Genomic DNA, 16,122 nt, shown 5'->3' with positions numbered 1-16,122 from the left:
ATACAGGCTCTCAAGCAAAACTCACACAGGCTATGGGCGGCAGTTCAGCCGACAGCCGCAGCCAGTTCTCGCCCGCATCCTCGCTCAGCCATAGCGAACCGGTGGTGGATGCCATGGCCAGCCGCAGGCCCTGATCATCTACCGCCAAACCATGGCGATAGACCAGATGGAAAGCCGGCGCGGCCGGCAAGCCCAGATTGAGCTTGTCGTAGTGCCGCCCACCATCGCGGGTACGCAGCACATAGAAGTCGCCTTCCAGTGGTATCCGTCTATCGTCGGCTGCCGCCGGCACAAACCAGGCAGTCAGGGGGTCAAGCGGGTGGGCCGCCACAGCAAAGCCGAAATTCGACAGCGGCTCGGCAGGCCATATCTCCACCCACTTGCCCAGATCGTCCTGGGTGACAAACTGGCCGTTGTGATGCTGGCACCAGATGGCTTGCGGCACCGCCTGGCACTGGGCCAGCCTGTGGGTGTCCTGTATATCGGGGTCTTCCTTGGACTCGGGCGGCATATAGGCTGCCCATAAGCCGGTGCTGGCGTTTTCCCAGCTCCTGCCCGCATCGCGGCTACGCAAGACGCCACCGCAGGAGATGCCCACCACCAGCCATGCCGGGTCTCGTGGGTCGACCAGGATGGAATGGATGCCGGGGTGATCATAGCCACCACCAAACCATTTGGCCCGCTCAGGCCGCTGCCACAGGCTTTCCACCAAGCTCCAGCTACGCCCGGCATCGCTAGAACGGAACAGACCCGCCGGTATGCCGCCTGCCCATAGCGTACCGTCCTGGCCCGCCACCAGCGTCCAGATCAACTCCAGCGTTGGCGCCCCCTCCATCCCCGCAGCAAAGGCTGGCATTTCCAGCTCGGTCCAGTTGGCGCCACCATCATCGCTGGCATGCAGCTTGGGGCCAAAGTGACCATCCTGCAGCGCCGCATACCAGCGCCCGCCTGTGGCCAGCACCGCCGACACCGCCGTACCGAGAAAATGCTGGCTCAGCAACTGCCAGCCGTCCGTCCCCTTGCGGTAAACCAGCAGGCCTTTGCGGCTGCCTATCAAGAGCGTGTCCTGCATCTCATCCTCCCGAGAGGGCTTGCATTACATAGATTTCAGCGTCATCCGCCACGGGGCTGTCCAGCGCATCGCGACGCAGCTCGCCATCAATAAACAGGGCCACATGCTTGCGCAAGCTACCTTGCTCATCCAGCACATAGCCACGTAGCTGCGGATACTCCCTGAATATCAATTCCAGCGCGGCACGCGGCGTGTCTGCCGCCACTATCGAGGCAGCGGGCGGTGCGTGGCGGCGCAGATGCGGGGTAAAGGCTAGCTTGGGCATGCCCACTTTATAGACTAAGAGCCTGCTTAGGACTTAAGGAGAGCATCGTCACGATGCGACCACCGCAGGCACCCGGGCAACCCGGGTGCTGACCATGGCAGCAACTCAAACAGCGGCTCTCCCTTGATCGATTCCCACCCCTACCCCCGCCCGCCGGCGGGGAACCTCGCTGCGCTCGACTGCGCCTATTTTGGACGTACAGAGCGCGTATGCCCTACTCGCCCGCCCAGACGGCAGCGCTTGGCGCTATCATGGTGACCAGCGATCCCGTCTTGGACAAACACGCGACAAAGCCATGCCCTATCTGACCGAACCCGAATTCCGCCATGATCAGCCCCGCCGCCTCGGCATACTGCTGATCAACCTGGGTACGCCGGCTGCCCCAACTGCGGCGGCGGTGCGGCCCTACCTCAAGCAGTTCCTGTCCGACCCACGGGTGGTGGAAATACCCCGGTTGGCCTGGTGGTTCATCCTCAACGGCATCATTCTCAATACCCGGCCCAAGCAATCGGCCGCCAAATACGCCAGCATCTGGACACGTGACGGCTCCCCCCTGGCGATCTACACCCGCCAACAGGCCAAGCTGCTGCAAGGTTATATGGGGGATGCGGGGCAACAGGTGATGGTGGAGTGGGCCATGCGCTATGGCCAGCCCAGCGTGGCCGACAAGCTGAGGGCGCTGAAGGCCGCAGGCTGTGATCGGGTATTGGCGGTTCCGCTCTACCCCCAATACGCCGCCTCCAGCAGCGGTAGCGCCATGGACGCACTGGCCGACGCCATCAAGACCTTGCGCAACCCGCCTGAGTTGCGCATCGTCAAGCAGTTCCACGATAGCCCGGCCTATATCGACACGCTGGCGCGACGGGTACAAAGCCACTGGGCCCAGCAGGGTCGTGGCGATCACCTGGTGATGAGCTTCCACGGCATTCCGCGCTTCAGCCTGGACAAAGGCGACCCCTACCATTGCCAATGCCACAAGACAGCCCGCTTGCTGGCCGAGCAGCTGGATTTGAACAAGGACCAGTACACCGTCGCCTTCCAGTCGCGCTTCGGCCGCACCGAATGGCTCAAGCCCTATACCAGCGAGGTATTGCAGCAACTCGGCACGCGCAAGACCGGCAAGCTCGATGTCATCTGCCCCGGCTTTGTGGCCGACTGCCTGGAAACCCTGGAAGAGATCGCCATGGAGGGCAAGGAGACTTTCCTGACTGCAGGTGGTGGCCAGTACCGCTATATCCCGGCGCTCAATGCCGAACCGGACTGGATCATTGCCCTGGCCCGGATACTGGCGCCCCACCTGGGTGGTTGGCTGGAGCACCAGGAAGACAAGCAGGCCACCACCGCCCGCCTGAGCCAGGCACGGGCACTGGGCGCTAAGCACTGATGTTGGGCCGACCCGATCAGCCTTCGGGCAGGCCTTCAGACAGCATACCCAGCACAACGGCCGCATCGCGGCCGTTGTGCTGATACTGACCGGCTTAGCCCATCAAGCCTGGCACTTGGCCTGGGCCTGCTGCGGTGTCAGGTTGCGGATGGAGGTATAGAACAACTCGCAGGTCTGCACCTTGTCGGTCACCTGCCACTTCTGGGTACAGGTATTGAGCGTGGCCGTCGGGTCGCTGGTCGGCTGCCCGCCCATGGTGGCCTGCCAGCAAGCGGCGGTGATGTCCTGCCCCATCACTTTCAGCCCCATGGCATCCGCCTTGGCTTGGTCGCCGCCATAGTTGGCCGGGTCGGCCGCATACCAGATATAGCTGGGATGGTTGGAACCCAACACCGACACATTCTGGCCCGGCGCCGCCGTAATGCTGCCCAGGCCCAGCACGCTGAGGCTGACGCCATACTGCGACTTGATCCAGTCGCGCACCGGCCCGCCAAAGGCCACCATGGGCTTGCTCGGACCGCCAGCGCTGCCCGGCGCGGTCAGTTGCGCCACCATGCCGGACTGATAGTCGGTGAAATAGCCGTAGATATTCTCCAGCGTGCTGCCGGCACTGGCTGGCGCGGCAATCGGGGCGATATCGATGATGGTCTGATAGCCGGGCGTGGCATTCTTGGCCACGCCATTGGTTTCCAGCAGGCTGGCCCAGCGGTCGGTCGTGGCCGACTCCAGGTAGTCCTGCGCCTGGGTCAGTGAATAATCCGGCGGAAAGTGCAACAGCTCCACGCTCTTGCGATTCTCAAGCGCCATGCCCAGGGGCAGGAAGAAATACCAGTTGTACGCCCATTTGCCATCGGCATTGGCTTTGCTGGCACCGCTATAGGCCAGGTCGCCGGTCTTCAGCAGTGCTTTCAGGGGTTTGTCGTAGCCTTGCGGCACGCCACGGAAGGTCGCGTGCACGCGGCCCTTGCTGATTGTGGCCTTGACCTTGGCATCGGCGTAGCCATCGCGCTGCAGGCTCTGCCCCAGGTAATGCTCCACCGTCTGCTGCAAGGTCCAGTTGCGATAGCAGATTACATTGCAGTTGTTGGGGTAGGCAAACAAGCGGATGACCCGCTCCTTGCTACCCAGGTCTACCTTCACATCCTTGGCGTGGGCGGCCTGTACCAGCAGCATGCCGGCGACGACCATCATCCCTGTTTTCCAGCTCATACCGTCTCCTCTATGGGGGGGTTAGTTGCGGTGGGTAAAACGCTGTCCAGCGCCTGCATCAACGCCTGCAGTGCCGCTACGAAGGCCTGCAGTTCCTCGCTGTAGTCGTGCTCAGGCTCAGCGCTGGCCAGTTCCAGTGCCAATGCCAGCCGTGTCAGTTCGGATGCACCCATATAGTCGGCAACCGACTTCAGTGTGTGGGCAATGCGGTGGACTTCCTCATGCTCGCCGGCCTGCGCCGCCTGCACGATGCCCTGGGCCGTGCCCGCATGATTGCGCCGGAAATTGCCGAGGATGGAGAAATAGCGTTCGCGCCGGTTATTCAGCCGACGCAGGCCCACCGCCAGATCTATGCCGGGGAACACCGGCAAAGGCAGCACATTGTCCGCCTCGGCCTGGCCCACCGCTGCAGCCTGTGGCACACGCCCCATCCAGCGGGCCAGCATGGCACACAGGAGATCATGGTCCAGCGGCTTGGTCAGGTAATCGTTCATGCCCGCGGCGATGCAGCGTTCGCGGTCGCCCGACAGCGCATGCGCTGTCATGGCGATGATGGGCAGTTGGGCCAGCCTCGCCTCTTCACGCAAACGCCGGGCGGCACTGAGGCCATCCATGATGGGCATCTGCACATCCATCAGCACGGCATCAAATACCTGGGCCGTAGCCAGGTCCACCCCCTGCTGCCCATTCTCGGCCACCGTCACCCTAACCCCGGCATCGTGCAGATAGGCCTCGGCAATCTCGCGATTGATGGGGTTGTCTTCCACCAGCAGCACGTGGGCCCCCTGCAGCGCAGTGGCTTCCACCGGTGTCGCCAGGGGCGGGTTGCGCGGCTCGGCTGCCGCCAGCGGCTCGGCCACCTGCAAATCCAGGCTGAAACTGAAGCAACTGCCCTTTCCAGGCAGGCTGTCCACCCACAACTGCCCGCCCATGGCCTCCACCAGCTGCTTGCAGATGGCCAGGCCCAGTCCGGTACCACCGTACTGGCGGGTAATCGATTCATCGGCCTGGGTAAAGGCATCAAACAAACGGTTGATCTGCTCGGCATTGAGTCCGATGCCGGTGTCGCGCACATCGAACTGCAACCGCGCCGTCCCGCCTTCCAGCAGCACCAGATGGATACCGACCCTGACCTCACCCTGATCGGTGAACTTGACCGCATTGCTCACCAGGTTGGTCAGTATCTGCCCCAAGCGCAGGGGGTCACCCTGCAAAGCAGCCGGCACGTCTGGGCTGACCACAATATGCAGTCCCACCCCCTTGGCCTCGGCGCGGTGCAGCACCATGGAGCTGACACTGTCCAGCACCTCGTCCAGGCTGAAGCGTATGTGCTCCAGCTGTAGCTTGCCGGCCTCCACCTTGGAAAAGTCCAGTATGTCGTTGATGATGCCCAGCAAGGCATCGGACGAAGCCCGTATCTTTTCCAGGTAATCAACCTGGCGGGGGGTCAACTCAGTGCGCAGCGACAGGCGCGTCATCCCTACAATGGCATTCATGGGGGTGCGTATCTCGTGGCTCATCCTGGCCAGGAAATCCGATTTGGCCAGACTGGCTTGCTCGGCCTCCCGCAGTGCCAGCTCCAACGTGCTGGTCCAGTACACAAAAAAGCGATAGCCCAGGAAGGACATGGACAACAGCAGGATGGCCAGCACCCAGTAGACCGCCGAGGCCGCCTCATTGGCCAGCCTTGCCGCATGCCGCAAGGCCTCCACCTCGCTCATGCCGGGGTTGGGCAGGCTGGATTGCCGGGCCAGTACAAAGGACAGCAACAAAAAGCTCAACACCCCCGCCACCAATATGCCCGCCGCCATCAGCACCCGTTGCTGGTCATGGTCGCCATCGGCCACGGTGATGAAATGCCGGTCACGCCAGCGCACCACCGCCGGGCTGACCAGGGCCAGCACCGGGGCCACGGTCAGCAATAGCTGCACAAAGCCCCCCAGCCACCAGCCTTGCCAGTTGGTGAAGGCATCGTGCATGCCTATGGTGTTGGTATGGGTCCAGACAAAGGAGCCGCTGGCGCCCAGGATGCCGGACACAAAGGCCAGCAGCGCAAACAGCATGATGGAGTTGAGCGAGCGCAGGTCATAGGAGATGGGCACAGCCCGATAGACCACGGTAAATACCGCCAGCGCCAGGGGATCGGAAAACGCAAACAGCACCGACCAGCCCAAGGGCATGCCGGAATAGACCGCCAGTACCAAGGTAGAAACATAGGCCGGTATGGCGCCCCACCAAAAGCCAAACCACAGCACCCAGAAGGCACAGATGGTCAACGGCGGGTAGGCCGTGAGATAGACATCCACCCCACCGAAATGCAGGGGCAGACCGGACCACTGATAGACGATGGAGGCTATGCCCAACCCCACACAGGCCAGCAAAGAAAGACACCAGGCTGCCATCAAGCCCTGGGTCGGCGGCTTGCCCCATTGTGCACGGACCTCGTGCAGGGGCAGGTGGCGGTAGACGACACTGAATATTTCGTGGGCACGACTGGGCGTATACAAGCGGGGTTTCCTCATCCTGGCGCCGGTCACTCGCCCACGTCATCGCAGGTCAAGGCACATTCCGGTCATGGCTCTTTCTAGCAGAGACGCCGGCCAGGTGCGAGAAAATGCAACTAGTAACGCACGCGGTGCGTTATCGACGGCTATCTGCCGCCAGGTGCAAAGCCATGCCCCCCAGCACCGTCGCCATCAGCCAGCGCTGCAGGCGCACAAAGCCGGGCCGGTGCTGCAGCAAGGCCGCCACCCTGCCCGCCAGGCTGATCAATGTCAGGTGCACGCTCATGCTCACCCCTATCTGCACGCAACCCAGCAGCACACTCTGGTCCAGCACCGAAGCCCCTTGCGGGTCGATGAACTGCGGCAGCATGGAGACATAGAAGATGGCGATCTTGGGATTGAGCAGGTTGGTGAACAAACCCGTCAGGAACAGCCGGCGGTCACTCTCGGCCGGCAAGGTCCTGACTTCAAAGGGACTGTGCCCACCGGGTCGGACGGCTTGCCAGGCCAGGTAGGCCAGATAGGCCGCGCCGCCCCAACGCAACAAATCATAAGCCAGTGGCACCGCCAGCAGCAGGGCACTCAGGCCCACAGCGGCACTCAGCATATAGATCAGAAAGCCCAGCACCACACCAGCCAGGGAGACATAGCCGGCCCGCCGCCCCTGACAAAGCGAGCGCGACACCATATAGGCCATATTGGGGCCAGGTGTCAGCGCCATCATCAAGGCCAGCAAGGCGAAGGAAAACAAGGCTTCAGGGCTGGGCATGGCAGACTCCGCGCAAGAGGACGGCATAGCCTAGCCGGCCAGCCTAGTTCACACCCGATACAGTACGCGCGCAGCAGCAACTGCCTGTCCGAGCAGGCCATGCACATAGGCGACTAAAAAACCTGGGGGTCGCAGCAAGGGCCAGCGCTGCAAGGAGGGGTATCCAACTCAGGACAAACTGTCACCGCCAGCGACCGCGGTCGTACTCCATGAGGCTCAGGCCGCCCAGGTAGAAGATGGCGATGGGAGGAATCAGCAGAAAACCCAGCAGTGCCGCCGCCAGCTGCAAGGTGGGCTGCGACAGCGCCAGCAGCAAACCCCAGTAGCACATATGGCCGCAGCACAAGGCCTCGTTGGCCCACACCACCACGGCGGGCGCCACGTTCATGTCGTCATCGTCGGGCACGATGGGCCAACGGGAATAAACCAACAACAGCACCACCGCCAAGCCCATCAACAGGCGGATAAAGTCGGCCAATCCCAAGCCCCCCGCCGCCACCCAGACCAACGCCAGCAGCAGGTTGCCCACGGCCAGGCCATGGTTGATGCAGCGCGCTGGATAGGACCAACGCTGAGGCGAGGGCTTGTCCATACCCACACTATAGGCAATGGATAAGCCGCCGCCAGCAGCACCTGTCAGCTGTTGCGCACGCGTAAGGTGCCAGGTGACCGTACTCCATGCCGGCCAGCTCACGCAGTCGCCTTGAGCGCAGCGAGGTTCCCCGCCGGCGGGCGGGGGTAAGGGTGGGATTCAATCAAGGGAGCGCCGCTGATTGAGCGTGCCAGGCCGGCTAAGCACCCGGGTTCCCCGGGTGCCTGCTTCGCAGGTAGCCGCACTTCACTGCCGGCTAACGCATGCAAGCCGCCTCGAGCGCAGCGAGGTTCCCCGCCGGCGGGCGGGGGGTAGGGGTGGGATTCAATCAAGGGAGCGCCGCTGACTGAGCCTGCTGTGAAGGCTAAGCACCCGGGTTCCCCGGGTGCCTGCTTCGCAGGTAGCCGCCCACCCACGGCGGGTCAGTGCAGACAGGCGCGCTAAGCTGCCAGATAAGCCGAGCGAGTCAAACCCAGGCGCAGGGCATCCAGATAGGCGGTACGCTCGGTTTCGGTCAGCCCTGGTGCACCCGCCACCTTGTCACGGTAGTGGGTCATCAGTTCAGCCGGCTCCAGATGCACATAGCGCAGCATGTCTTCTATGGTGTCGTGGGTTTCGATACCGTCATGCCGCACCGTGCCGTCGGCATCCATATAGACATTGACCGAGTCGGTATCGCCAAACAGGTTGTGCATATCCCCCAGTATCTCCTGGTAGGCACCCACCAGGAACACCCCCAGCAGATAGTCCTCACCCGGCTTGAGCACATGCACAGCCAGGTTGTTCTCTATGCTCTGGCCATCGACATACTGCTTGATCTTGCCGTCGGAATCGCAGGTCAGGTCCTGCAGCACAGCGCGCCGGGTGGGTGTTTCATCCAGCCTGTGCAAAGGCAGTATGGGCAGTACCTGGTCTATCGCCCAGGTATCGGGCAGCGACTGGAACACCGAGAAATTGCAGATGTACTTGTCGGCCAGCTTGTCGTTAAGCTCGTCGAACACCTGCCGGTGCGAGCGCTGGCCCGCCAGCAACTGGCCCTGCAGACGGCGGCAGATGGCAAAGTAGGCCTGCTCGGCCAGGGCTTTCTCGGCCAGGGTCAGCTTGCCCTCGGCAAACTTGGCCGATACTTCGCTCATATAGTGGGTGGCACGATAGTAGGTCTCGGTCGCCATCTCGAGCTCAGTCTGGCCCAGCAGCTCGAACAGCCAGCGTATGACTTCGGGCAGGGCAGCAATATCATCCACCTGCGGGTTCTCATCGTGGTGGCGCTCCACATCGGTCACCTGCATCACCAGCACCGCATGGTGCGCCGTCATGGCGCGGCCGCTCTCCGAGAAGATGTGCGGATGCGGCAGGTCGTTGTCGTCGCAGAACTCCTTGAGCATGGCGACCACCGTACCGGCGTAGTCGTCCATGTCGTAATTGATGGAGCTGGGATTGCGGCTATGGGTGCCGTCATAGTCCACCCCCAGGCCGCCACCCACGTCAACCACCTCAACCGGCAGGCCCAGGGCCCGCAGTTCGCCGTAATAACGTATGGCTTCCTTGAAACCGGCCTGGTAGTCGGCCAGGTTGGCAATCTGGCTGCCCATGTGGAAGTGCAGCAGCCGCAGGCTGTCCTTGAAGCCGGCGGCGCTGAAGCGCTCCACCACCGTCAGCAGTTGGGCGGCCGACAGGCCGAACTTGGCTTTTTCGCCACCAGTATCGGCCCACTTGCTGGAGGCCAGCGAGGACAGGCGCACGCGCAGGCCCACATTGGGCTGCACGCCCAGGCTGCGGGCCTCATCGATCACGAAGCCCACCTCGGACTCCTTCTCGATCACGATAAACACACGGTGGCCCAGCTTCTGGCCCATCAGGGCCAGGCGGATAAACTCCCTATCCTTGTAGCCATTGCAGACTATGGTGGCGCCACGCGGCGCCAGTGCCAACACAGCCATCAGCTCGGGCTTGGAGCCGGCTTCCAGGCCTATGGCCGCATCAGCGGTGGCGATGATGGACTTGACCACCGCCTCCTGCTGGTTGACCTTGATCGGATACATGGCGGTATAGCGGCCCTTGTAGGCCAGCTTGGCGATATTCTCGTCAAAGGCACCGCACAGGTCGCGCACCCGGTCCTGCAGAATATCGGGGAAGCGAACGATCAGCGGCAGGTCCAGGCCGGTCTTTTCCAGCTGCCCCACCAGGGTATGCAGATCCAGCGCATGACCACCGGTGCCATGGGGCCGAACCAGCACGTGGCCGGCTTCGTTGATGTCGAAATAACCGGCGCCCCAGTGACGGATGCCATAGACAGCGCGACTTTGCGCAACGGACCAGCTCATAGCGGTACTCCAGAGGGTGGCGGTGATGCCGCCTATTTGTTTCGTTGGGTAAATCGAATTGTAACCGCAGATGCTCAGTTACCCGACTTGCCATCCAGGCCGGCCAGCAGGTTGGCGAGCTTGGCGCGGCCTTCCTGCTTGCTGACCACCACATTCTTTTGCCCTGCCAGGCGGCCACTGATGCGGATATCGTCCTGCGGCAGCTCCAGCAGAAAGCGGCTGGGCTCGACGATACTCCACTCCCCCGCCCGCTTGCGCTTGCCGCAATAGGTAATGGTGAGGCTGCGCTGCGCCCGGGTAATGCCCACATACATCAGCCGCCGCTCCTCCTCCACCATGCCGCCATCAATAGATTGCTGGTGCGGCAGGATGCCTTCCTCGCACCCCACCAGAAACACATGGCCGTACTCCAGCCCCTTGGAGGCATGCAGGGTGGACAGCCGCACGGCGTCGACTTCTTCCTCGCTGCGCCCCTCCAAGAGGGTGATCAGGGCAATCTTCTGCGCCATGTCGATCAGGCTGTCGCCATTCTCCTCGGCCCGCTTGTCGAACCAGGCCACCAGCTCCAGCACATTCTTCCACTTGGTCTCCGCCGGCCGGGGTTCATCAGTCTCATACAGCCAGGTCTCGAACTCGATGGCCGTCAGTATCTCTTTCAGCAAGGCGCCGGCCGGCTCATCTTTGGCGCGGCCGGCGATACGGTTGATGAAACCGCAGAAAGTCTGCAAGGCCTCATACTGCGCCGCCTGCACCAGGCCCTCTAGGCTAGGCATGAACACCGCCTCGAACAGGCTGATCTTGCGCTCGGCCGCCAGGCCACCCAGCTTCTCCAGCGTCACATTGCCTATGCCGCGCTTGGGTGTGGTGATGGCGCGGATAAACGCGGGGTCGTCGTTCTGGTTGGCGATCAGCCGCAGGTAGGACAGCACATCCTTGATCTCGGCCTTGTCGAAGAAGCTCTGTCCACCGGCAATCTGGTAGGGGATCTTGTGATTGCGCAACTGGCTTTCCAGTATCCGGGCCTGGTGGTTGCCGCGATATAGTATGGCGTAGTCACTGAACTGGGTACGGTTCTCGAACTTGTGGGCGAGCAGGCGCATGGCCACCATCTCGGCCTCGTGCTCCTCGTCCTTCATCTCCACCACGCTGATAGGGTCGCCTATGCCCAGCTCACTCCACAACTGCTTCTCGAACAGCTTGGGGTTGTTGGAGATCACCGCGTTGGCAGCCTTCAGTATGCGACTGGTGGAACGATAGTTCTGCTCCAGCTTGATCACCTCCAGCCGTGGAAAATCCTCTTTCAACAGGTTGAGGTTCTCCACATTGGCACCGCGCCAGGCATAAATACTCTGGTCATCGTCCCCCACCGCCGTGAACTTGCCATGAAAGCCGGTAAGCTGCTTGATCAAGCGATACTGGCAGACGTTGGTGTCCTGGTATTCATCTATCAGCAGGTAGCGCAGCTTCAGCTGCCACTTGGTCAATATCTCGGGCTCACGATCAAACAGCTCCACCGGCAGCCGTATCAGGTCGTCGAAGTCCACCGCCTGATAGGCAAACAGGGTGTCCTGGTAAGCGCGATAGACGCGGGCGATGCGCAGCTCGCCATCGCTCTGGGCCGAGGTCAGCGCCATGTCCGGGCTGACAAAGTCGTTCTTCAGGCGCGAGATGGTGCTGACTGCGCCGCGTATTTCATCCTTGTCTGTGGTCGCCAGGATATCGGACACGATCTTCATCGCATCAGCACTATCCAGTATGGAGAAGCGCGGCTTGTAGCCGAGCGCAGCATGTTCCATCCGCACCAGCTGCAAACCCAGCGAGTGAAAGGTCGATACAGTCAGCCCCTTGAGCCGGCTGGCATCCATCAAATGCCCCACCCGCTCCTGCATCTCGCGCGCCGCCTTGTTGGTAAAGGTGATGGCGGCGATATTGCGGGCATCGTAGCCGGCCTGCTCGATCATGTAGGCGATCTTCTGGGTAATCACCCGGGTCTTGCCCGAACCCGCACCGGCCAGCACCAGCAAAGGGCCGTCCAGATGCCGTACAGCGGCTTGTTGCGGGGAGTTGAGCTTGTGCAGCATGAGGGGGCAAGTCCTTGAAGGGGCGCGGATTTTAGCATGCTGGCAGCGCATCGCCAGACGAGATGGCATTTCTGCCCATGCTGCCTAAACTCATACGACAGCCATGTGACAAGCGGGGGCGTACAGCCACGTCAGTTTCCTCGCCAGGCAGGTAGATGACCACACCGCCTGATGGGCAACAACTATTCGTTGGCCCCCCCCCGATAAAGCGCCGGAACCAGGCATACCCAACCTAGAACAGGAGCAACATCGTGTACCCACGTCCCTACCGCTTGCTGACCGGCCTGCTGCTGGCCGCCCTGCTGCCTATTGGCATGGCCCAGGCCGCCGACAAACCTGCCAGCGTCAATATTTGTACCGAGAATGAAGAATCCTACCCCTGGCTGCTGAAGGACAGGCCCGGCCTCAATATGATCATGATCCGCCAGGTGGAAAAGCAGCTGGGCACCAAGATCGAGATCAAGACCCTGCCCTGGAAACGCTGCATGGAAGAGGTCAAGGCCGGCACCATGGATGGCTTGTTCAAGATCAGCTTCAAGGCCGACCGCATGGAGATAGGCCACTATCCCATGACAGGCGACAAACCCGACAGCAGCAAGCGCATGCTGGATGACAGCTATAGCCTCTACCGGCTCAAGGGCGGCAAGCTGGAGTGGGACGGCAAGGCCATCAAGAATGCCGACGGCGCCGCCATAGGCGCCCAGGCCGGTTTCTCCATCGTCGACCAGCTCAAGGGCTTGGGCGTGCGGGTGGACGATGGCACCCGCAGTGCCGACGACAACCTGCAAAAGCTGGTCAACGGCCGCGTAGCCGGAGTGGCGCTGCAGACCCTGGAAGGCGATATCAGCATTGCCGGCAAGCCTGAGCTGGCCGCCAAGCTGGAGAAAATCAGCCCACCCTTGGTGGTGAAGCCCTACTTTCTGATGCTGTCCAAGCCCTTTGTGGCCAAGTACCCCGCCTTTGCCACCCAGGTGTGGGATACCGTCGCCGCCGTGCGCGAATCCGCCGAGTACAAGAAGCAGGTCCAGCAATTCAAATAGCAGCCGGCTCGCCCGCCAGTGCGCAAATCAGACACTGGCGGGCCGCCCCGGCACCAGCCCTCAAGTGCTGCCTGCTCCCGCACCAGCAAGGCCATGGCACGGCCCTGCGGCACCGGAAGCGCCTGTGGCTACACCGTCCGTATGCCCTGCGCGGCACTGTCGGCACGGCCGCCACACCCCATCTGTCCCGCCTTAAGCACTGAATGCAAAAGCGAAATTGACACCGACATACAAAGTGGCTATAGTTCGGCCTCTTTTGCGTGACCGCCGCCTGTCGCGACGAGCTATCAGCCTCGCCACAAGCCAGTCGAAGAACATTTTTCAGTAAATCAGTCGGGAGTCCAAAATGGCTCGAGTATGCAAGATCACCGGCAAGCGTCCGATGGTCGGGAACAACGTTTCCCACGCCAACAACAAAACCAAGCGTCGTTTCCTGCCCAACCTGCAATATCGCAAGTTCTGGGTGGAAAGCGAAAACCGTTGGGTGCGCCTGCGTGTTTCCAACGCCGGCCTGCGCAATATCGACAAGCTGGGCATCGATGTGGTGCTGGCTGACCTTCGCGCCCGTGGCGAACTGTAATCCGGGAGAGATGAATCATGCGTGAAAAGATCAAGCTGGAATCGACCGCAGGTACCGGTCACTTTTACACCACCACCAAGAACAAGCGCACCATGCCGGAAAAGATGGAGATCAAGAAGTTTGATCCCGTCGCCCGCAAGCATGTTGCCTACAAAGAAACCAAGCTCAAGTAAGCACGGTTTCCGCTCAAGTCAGCCGACACTTGAGCGCTGGTGATGCATACTCGCAAGCCCCCGCCTCGTGCGGGGGTTTTGTTTTTCCCCGCAAGCCGCCATCATGGCAGCTATGACCCAACACGCCATCATCCTGTTCGCCCACGGTGCCCGCGACCCCTTGTGGGCAGCACCCTTCGAGAAACTGGCCGCCCTGGTAGCGGCACGCCGCCCGCATCAGTTGGTGCGGCTGGCGTTTCTGGAACTGATGACACCCAATCTGGCCGATTGCGTCACCAGCCTGGCGGCCGAGAATGTCGGCAGCATCACCATCGTACCAGCCTTCATGGCCCGTGGCGCACACCTGCGGCGGGATCTACCCCTGCTGGTGGCGGCACTGCGCGAGCAGCACCCCCACCTGCAGATCAGCATCACCGAGGCGCTGGGCGAGACCGATGCGGTCCTGGGCGCCATGGCCGACTGGATAGCAGCCAGCCAGGACGCCTGAAGCACCGCCGCTGGCGCTACTGAAAGGTAATGTCCGCCGTAGGCAGGGCCACGATCTCCGGCCCGAAACTGGTGATATCAGGCAGCGTGGCATTGTGGTGAGTTCTTATCTGCAAGGCCGTAGCGTGGGCCTTGTCGTGGGTGGTGTGGGCATCAGCCGCCAGCACCACCGGGTAGCCCAGCGCCGCTGCACGGCGGGTGGTGGTATCCACGCAAAACTCGGTGGCATAGCCACAGATCACCAAGCGCGACACCCCATGCTGTACCAGCAACTCGGCCAACGGCGTGCGCAAGAAAGCATCGGGCGTGGTCTTGCGCACCACGATATCGCCAGCCGTCGCCAACAGATCCTCCTGCAACTGCCAGCCTTCAGAGCCATGTGCCAAGGCGCTGCCCAGGCGTTCATGCTGCACCATCACCACCGGCATGCCCGCCTCGCGCGCACGGGCAGACAGCTGATTGATGCGATCCACCACGGCATCCGCCTCATAGGGGTGCGGCAGGGGATCGAACAAACCGCGCTGGACGTCGATGATCAATAAAGCGGATTTCATAGCTTATGTATTTCCATCAGGTTCATCAGGCGTATGTATCAACGGACATGCGATGCTGGCGACGATACCGGAGCACTGCCGCAGCCCCGGCTACAAACCACTCTCCGGCCAGACATCCCGCAGTATCTCCAGCAGCAAGCGCACCAGCACATCGTCTGCCATTTCGGCGGGGTAGATGAAAGACAGCGGTACCGTGACCTCGGCGTCGCCCCATATCCACAAGCGCCCATCCTGCTCTGCCGCCTCGGCCACATCGCGCCGCAGCATGCACAGGCCCAGCCCGGCCTCCACGCACACCAGCATGGCCTGCTCCTGGTCCACGTCGTAGACCTTCTTGGGGGCAATATTGTGTTCGCGCCAGATATCGGCATGCAGCTTGGACAGGCTGGAGAACTGGGTGGCGCCCACCCAGGGCTGGCGTCCTAGCGTGCGCCAGTCGCAACCCTGCAGGGTCTCACGCCAGGCAGCAGGCGCCGCCACCACATAGGGCAGCTCCTCCAGCGTCAGGGAATGCACGGTCTGGTAGGGGTTCTTGCCGATAAAGAAACCGGCATCCAGCTCCTTCTTGCGCACTTCATTGAGTATGGAGCCGGATATGCCCTGCAAGGTGCTCAGCTGCACCAGCGGATACCGCTGCTTCAACAAGGCCAGCATGGGGCCCAGCCGCAACAGCTCTGGGCTCAGTATGGTACCCAGCCGCAGCTTGCCGCTGAGCTGCCCTTTCAGGGCGCGGGCCTTGTTCAGCATCTCGCGGCTACCGGCCAGTATCCGCTCCGCCTCGGGCAGCAACAGCTTGCCGGCCTCGGTCAGCTGCACCCCGGCCGAACTGCGCTCGAACAGGCTGATGCCGGTTTCCTCCTCCAGCGCCTTGATCTGGGCGGTTACCGCCGGCTGGCTCAGATGCAGTATCTCCGCCGCCTGGGTCAGGTGGCCCTGCTGCGCCACCGTCACAAAGGTGCGCAGTTGATAGATTTCCATCACTCACTCCAGGTTTTCTTATCTGCCTATTGTGCAGCCTGCCGCAGGCCCACGCCATCAGCGAAATCTATCAGCGCCATCAGCATCATGGCTCACCCGCCCTCAAAACCC

At 62.0% G+C, this 16,122-nt stretch carries 15 protein-coding genes; 5 read left to right on the top strand and 10 right to left on the bottom strand.

Annotated features, from left to right (window positions below; translation table 11 throughout):
• Positions 1-10 precede the first annotated feature (10 nt).
• Together V7714_RS13465 and V7714_RS13460 are read right to left on the bottom strand one after the other, a co-directional pair.
• A complete protein-coding gene (locus V7714_RS13465) occupies positions 11-1,072 on the bottom strand; it encodes a sialidase family protein (RefSeq protein WP_335710197.1) in 1,062 nt (353 codons plus the stop codon).
• A 1-nt stretch (position 1,073) separates the two neighbouring features.
• Complete coding sequence (locus tag V7714_RS13460) at positions 1,074-1,337, bottom strand: MoaD/ThiS family protein (protein WP_335710196.1); 264 nt, start codon at positions 1,335-1,337, stop codon at positions 1,074-1,076.
• Positions 1,338-1,632: 295 nt separating this feature from the next.
• Between V7714_RS13460 and hemH the strand changes: the two genes are divergently transcribed.
• Positions 1,633-2,721 carry a ferrochelatase gene (gene hemH, locus V7714_RS13455; RefSeq protein WP_335710195.1) on the top strand — a complete coding sequence of 363 codons (1,089 nt, stop codon included), beginning with the start codon at positions 1,633-1,635 and terminating at the stop codon, positions 2,719-2,721.
• A 102-nt stretch (positions 2,722-2,823) separates the two neighbouring features.
• Here the strand turns inward: hemH and V7714_RS13450 are convergent, their stop codons facing one another.
• From V7714_RS13450 to V7714_RS13425, 6 genes are all read right to left on the bottom strand, one after another.
• Entirely contained in the window at positions 2,824-3,930 is a 1,107-nt protein-coding gene (locus tag V7714_RS13450) for a hypothetical protein (RefSeq protein WP_335710194.1), read from the bottom strand.
• Entirely contained in the window at positions 3,927-6,437 is a 2,511-nt protein-coding gene (locus V7714_RS13445; RefSeq protein ID WP_335710193.1) for an ATP-binding protein, read from the bottom strand. Before V7714_RS13445 ends, V7714_RS13450 begins: the two co-directional genes overlap by 4 nt.
• 133 nt (positions 6,438-6,570) lie before the next feature.
• The gene (locus V7714_RS13440) at positions 6,571-7,203 is read right to left on the bottom strand and encodes a LysE family translocator (protein WP_335710192.1); all 633 of its coding nucleotides are present in this window, start codon (positions 7,201-7,203) and stop codon (positions 6,571-6,573) included.
• 181 nt (positions 7,204-7,384) lie between these two features.
• Entirely contained in the window at positions 7,385-7,897 is a 513-nt protein-coding gene (locus tag V7714_RS13435; protein WP_335710191.1) for a hypothetical protein, read from the bottom strand.
• 338 nt (positions 7,898-8,235) lie between these two features.
• Entirely contained in the window at positions 8,236-10,119 is a 1,884-nt protein-coding gene (gene speA, locus V7714_RS13430) for an arginine decarboxylase (protein ID WP_335710190.1), read from the bottom strand.
• A 74-nt stretch (positions 10,120-10,193) separates the two neighbouring features.
• Positions 10,194-12,200, bottom strand: coding sequence for a UvrD-helicase domain-containing protein (locus tag V7714_RS13425; protein WP_335710189.1), 2,007 nt, complete (start codon positions 12,198-12,200; stop codon positions 10,194-10,196).
• Between the two features lie 251 nt (positions 12,201-12,451).
• Here V7714_RS13425 and V7714_RS13420 point away from each other — a divergent pair, with 251 nt between their 5' ends.
• The 4 genes from V7714_RS13420 to V7714_RS13405 all read left to right on the top strand — a co-directional run bounded on the left by V7714_RS13420 (position 12,452) and on the right by V7714_RS13405 (position 14,480).
• Positions 12,452-13,240, top strand: coding sequence for a substrate-binding periplasmic protein (locus tag V7714_RS13420; protein ID WP_335710188.1), 789 nt, complete (start codon positions 12,452-12,454; stop codon positions 13,238-13,240).
• A 346-nt stretch (positions 13,241-13,586) separates the two neighbouring features.
• Positions 13,587-13,820: a 50S ribosomal protein L28 gene (rpmB, locus tag V7714_RS13415; protein ID WP_284198195.1), complete on the top strand. Its 234-nt coding sequence runs from the start codon at positions 13,587-13,589 to the stop codon at positions 13,818-13,820.
• A gap of 17 nt (positions 13,821-13,837) precedes the next feature.
• The gene (gene rpmG / locus V7714_RS13410; protein ID WP_072427662.1) at positions 13,838-13,993 is read left to right on the top strand and encodes a 50S ribosomal protein L33; all 156 of its coding nucleotides are present in this window, start codon (positions 13,838-13,840) and stop codon (positions 13,991-13,993) included.
• A 103-nt stretch (positions 13,994-14,096) separates the two neighbouring features.
• A complete protein-coding gene (locus V7714_RS13405) occupies positions 14,097-14,480 on the top strand; it encodes a sirohydrochlorin chelatase (protein WP_335710187.1) in 384 nt (127 codons plus the stop codon).
• Between the two features lie 16 nt (positions 14,481-14,496).
• Here the strand turns inward: V7714_RS13405 and V7714_RS13400 are convergent, their stop codons facing one another.
• Together V7714_RS13400 and V7714_RS13395 are read right to left on the bottom strand one after the other, a co-directional pair.
• Positions 14,497-15,033 (bottom strand): cysteine hydrolase family protein, encoded by a 537-nt coding sequence (locus V7714_RS13400; protein ID WP_335710186.1) that lies wholly within the window; start codon positions 15,031-15,033, stop codon positions 14,497-14,499.
• A gap of 90 nt (positions 15,034-15,123) precedes the next feature.
• Positions 15,124-16,011, bottom strand: a complete 888-nt coding sequence (locus V7714_RS13395) for a LysR family transcriptional regulator (RefSeq protein ID WP_335710185.1) — start codon at positions 16,009-16,011, stop codon at positions 15,124-15,126.
• Positions 16,012-16,122 lie beyond the last annotated feature (111 nt).

Source organism: Chitinimonas sp. JJ19 (genome assembly GCF_036961565.1).
Classification (GTDB): domain Bacteria; phylum Pseudomonadota; class Gammaproteobacteria; order Burkholderiales; family Chitinimonadaceae; genus Chitinimonas.
The sequence above is the reverse complement of the archived record's forward strand: the minus strand, read 5'-3'. Positions and strand labels throughout refer to the sequence as shown.

Bases quoted from the DNA above. Each gene is read 5' to 3' on its own strand.
- V7714_RS13425 (WP_335710189.1), bottom strand. From the start codon at position 12,200: ATGCTGCACAAGCTCAACTCCCCGCAACAAGCCGCTGTACGGCATCTG.
- V7714_RS13440 (WP_335710192.1), bottom strand. From the start codon at position 7,203: ATGCCCAGCCCTGAAGCCTTGTTTTCCTTCGCCTTGCTGGCCTTGATG.
- V7714_RS13460 (WP_335710196.1), bottom strand. From the start codon at position 1,337: ATGCCCAAGCTAGCCTTTACCCCGCATCTGCGCCGCCACGCACCGCCC.
- speA (WP_335710190.1), bottom strand. From the start codon at position 10,119: ATGAGCTGGTCCGTTGCGCAAAGTCGCGCTGTCTATGGCATCCGTCAC.
- V7714_RS13395 (WP_335710185.1), bottom strand. From the start codon at position 16,011: ATGGAAATCTATCAACTGCGCACCTTTGTGACGGTGGCGCAGCAGGGC.
- V7714_RS13450 (WP_335710194.1), bottom strand. From the start codon at position 3,930: ATGAGCTGGAAAACAGGGATGATGGTCGTCGCCGGCATGCTGCTGGTA.
- hemH (WP_335710195.1), top strand. From the start codon at position 1,633: ATGCCCTATCTGACCGAACCCGAATTCCGCCATGATCAGCCCCGCCGC.
- V7714_RS13465 (WP_335710197.1), bottom strand. From the start codon at position 1,072: ATGCAGGACACGCTCTTGATAGGCAGCCGCAAAGGCCTGCTGGTTTAC.
- V7714_RS13400 (WP_335710186.1), bottom strand. From the start codon at position 15,033: ATGAAATCCGCTTTATTGATCATCGACGTCCAGCGCGGTTTGTTCGAT.
- rpmB (WP_284198195.1), top strand. From the start codon at position 13,587: ATGGCTCGAGTATGCAAGATCACCGGCAAGCGTCCGATGGTCGGGAAC.
- V7714_RS13405 (WP_335710187.1), top strand. From the start codon at position 14,097: ATGGCAGCTATGACCCAACACGCCATCATCCTGTTCGCCCACGGTGCC.
- rpmG (WP_072427662.1), top strand. From the start codon at position 13,838: ATGCGTGAAAAGATCAAGCTGGAATCGACCGCAGGTACCGGTCACTTT.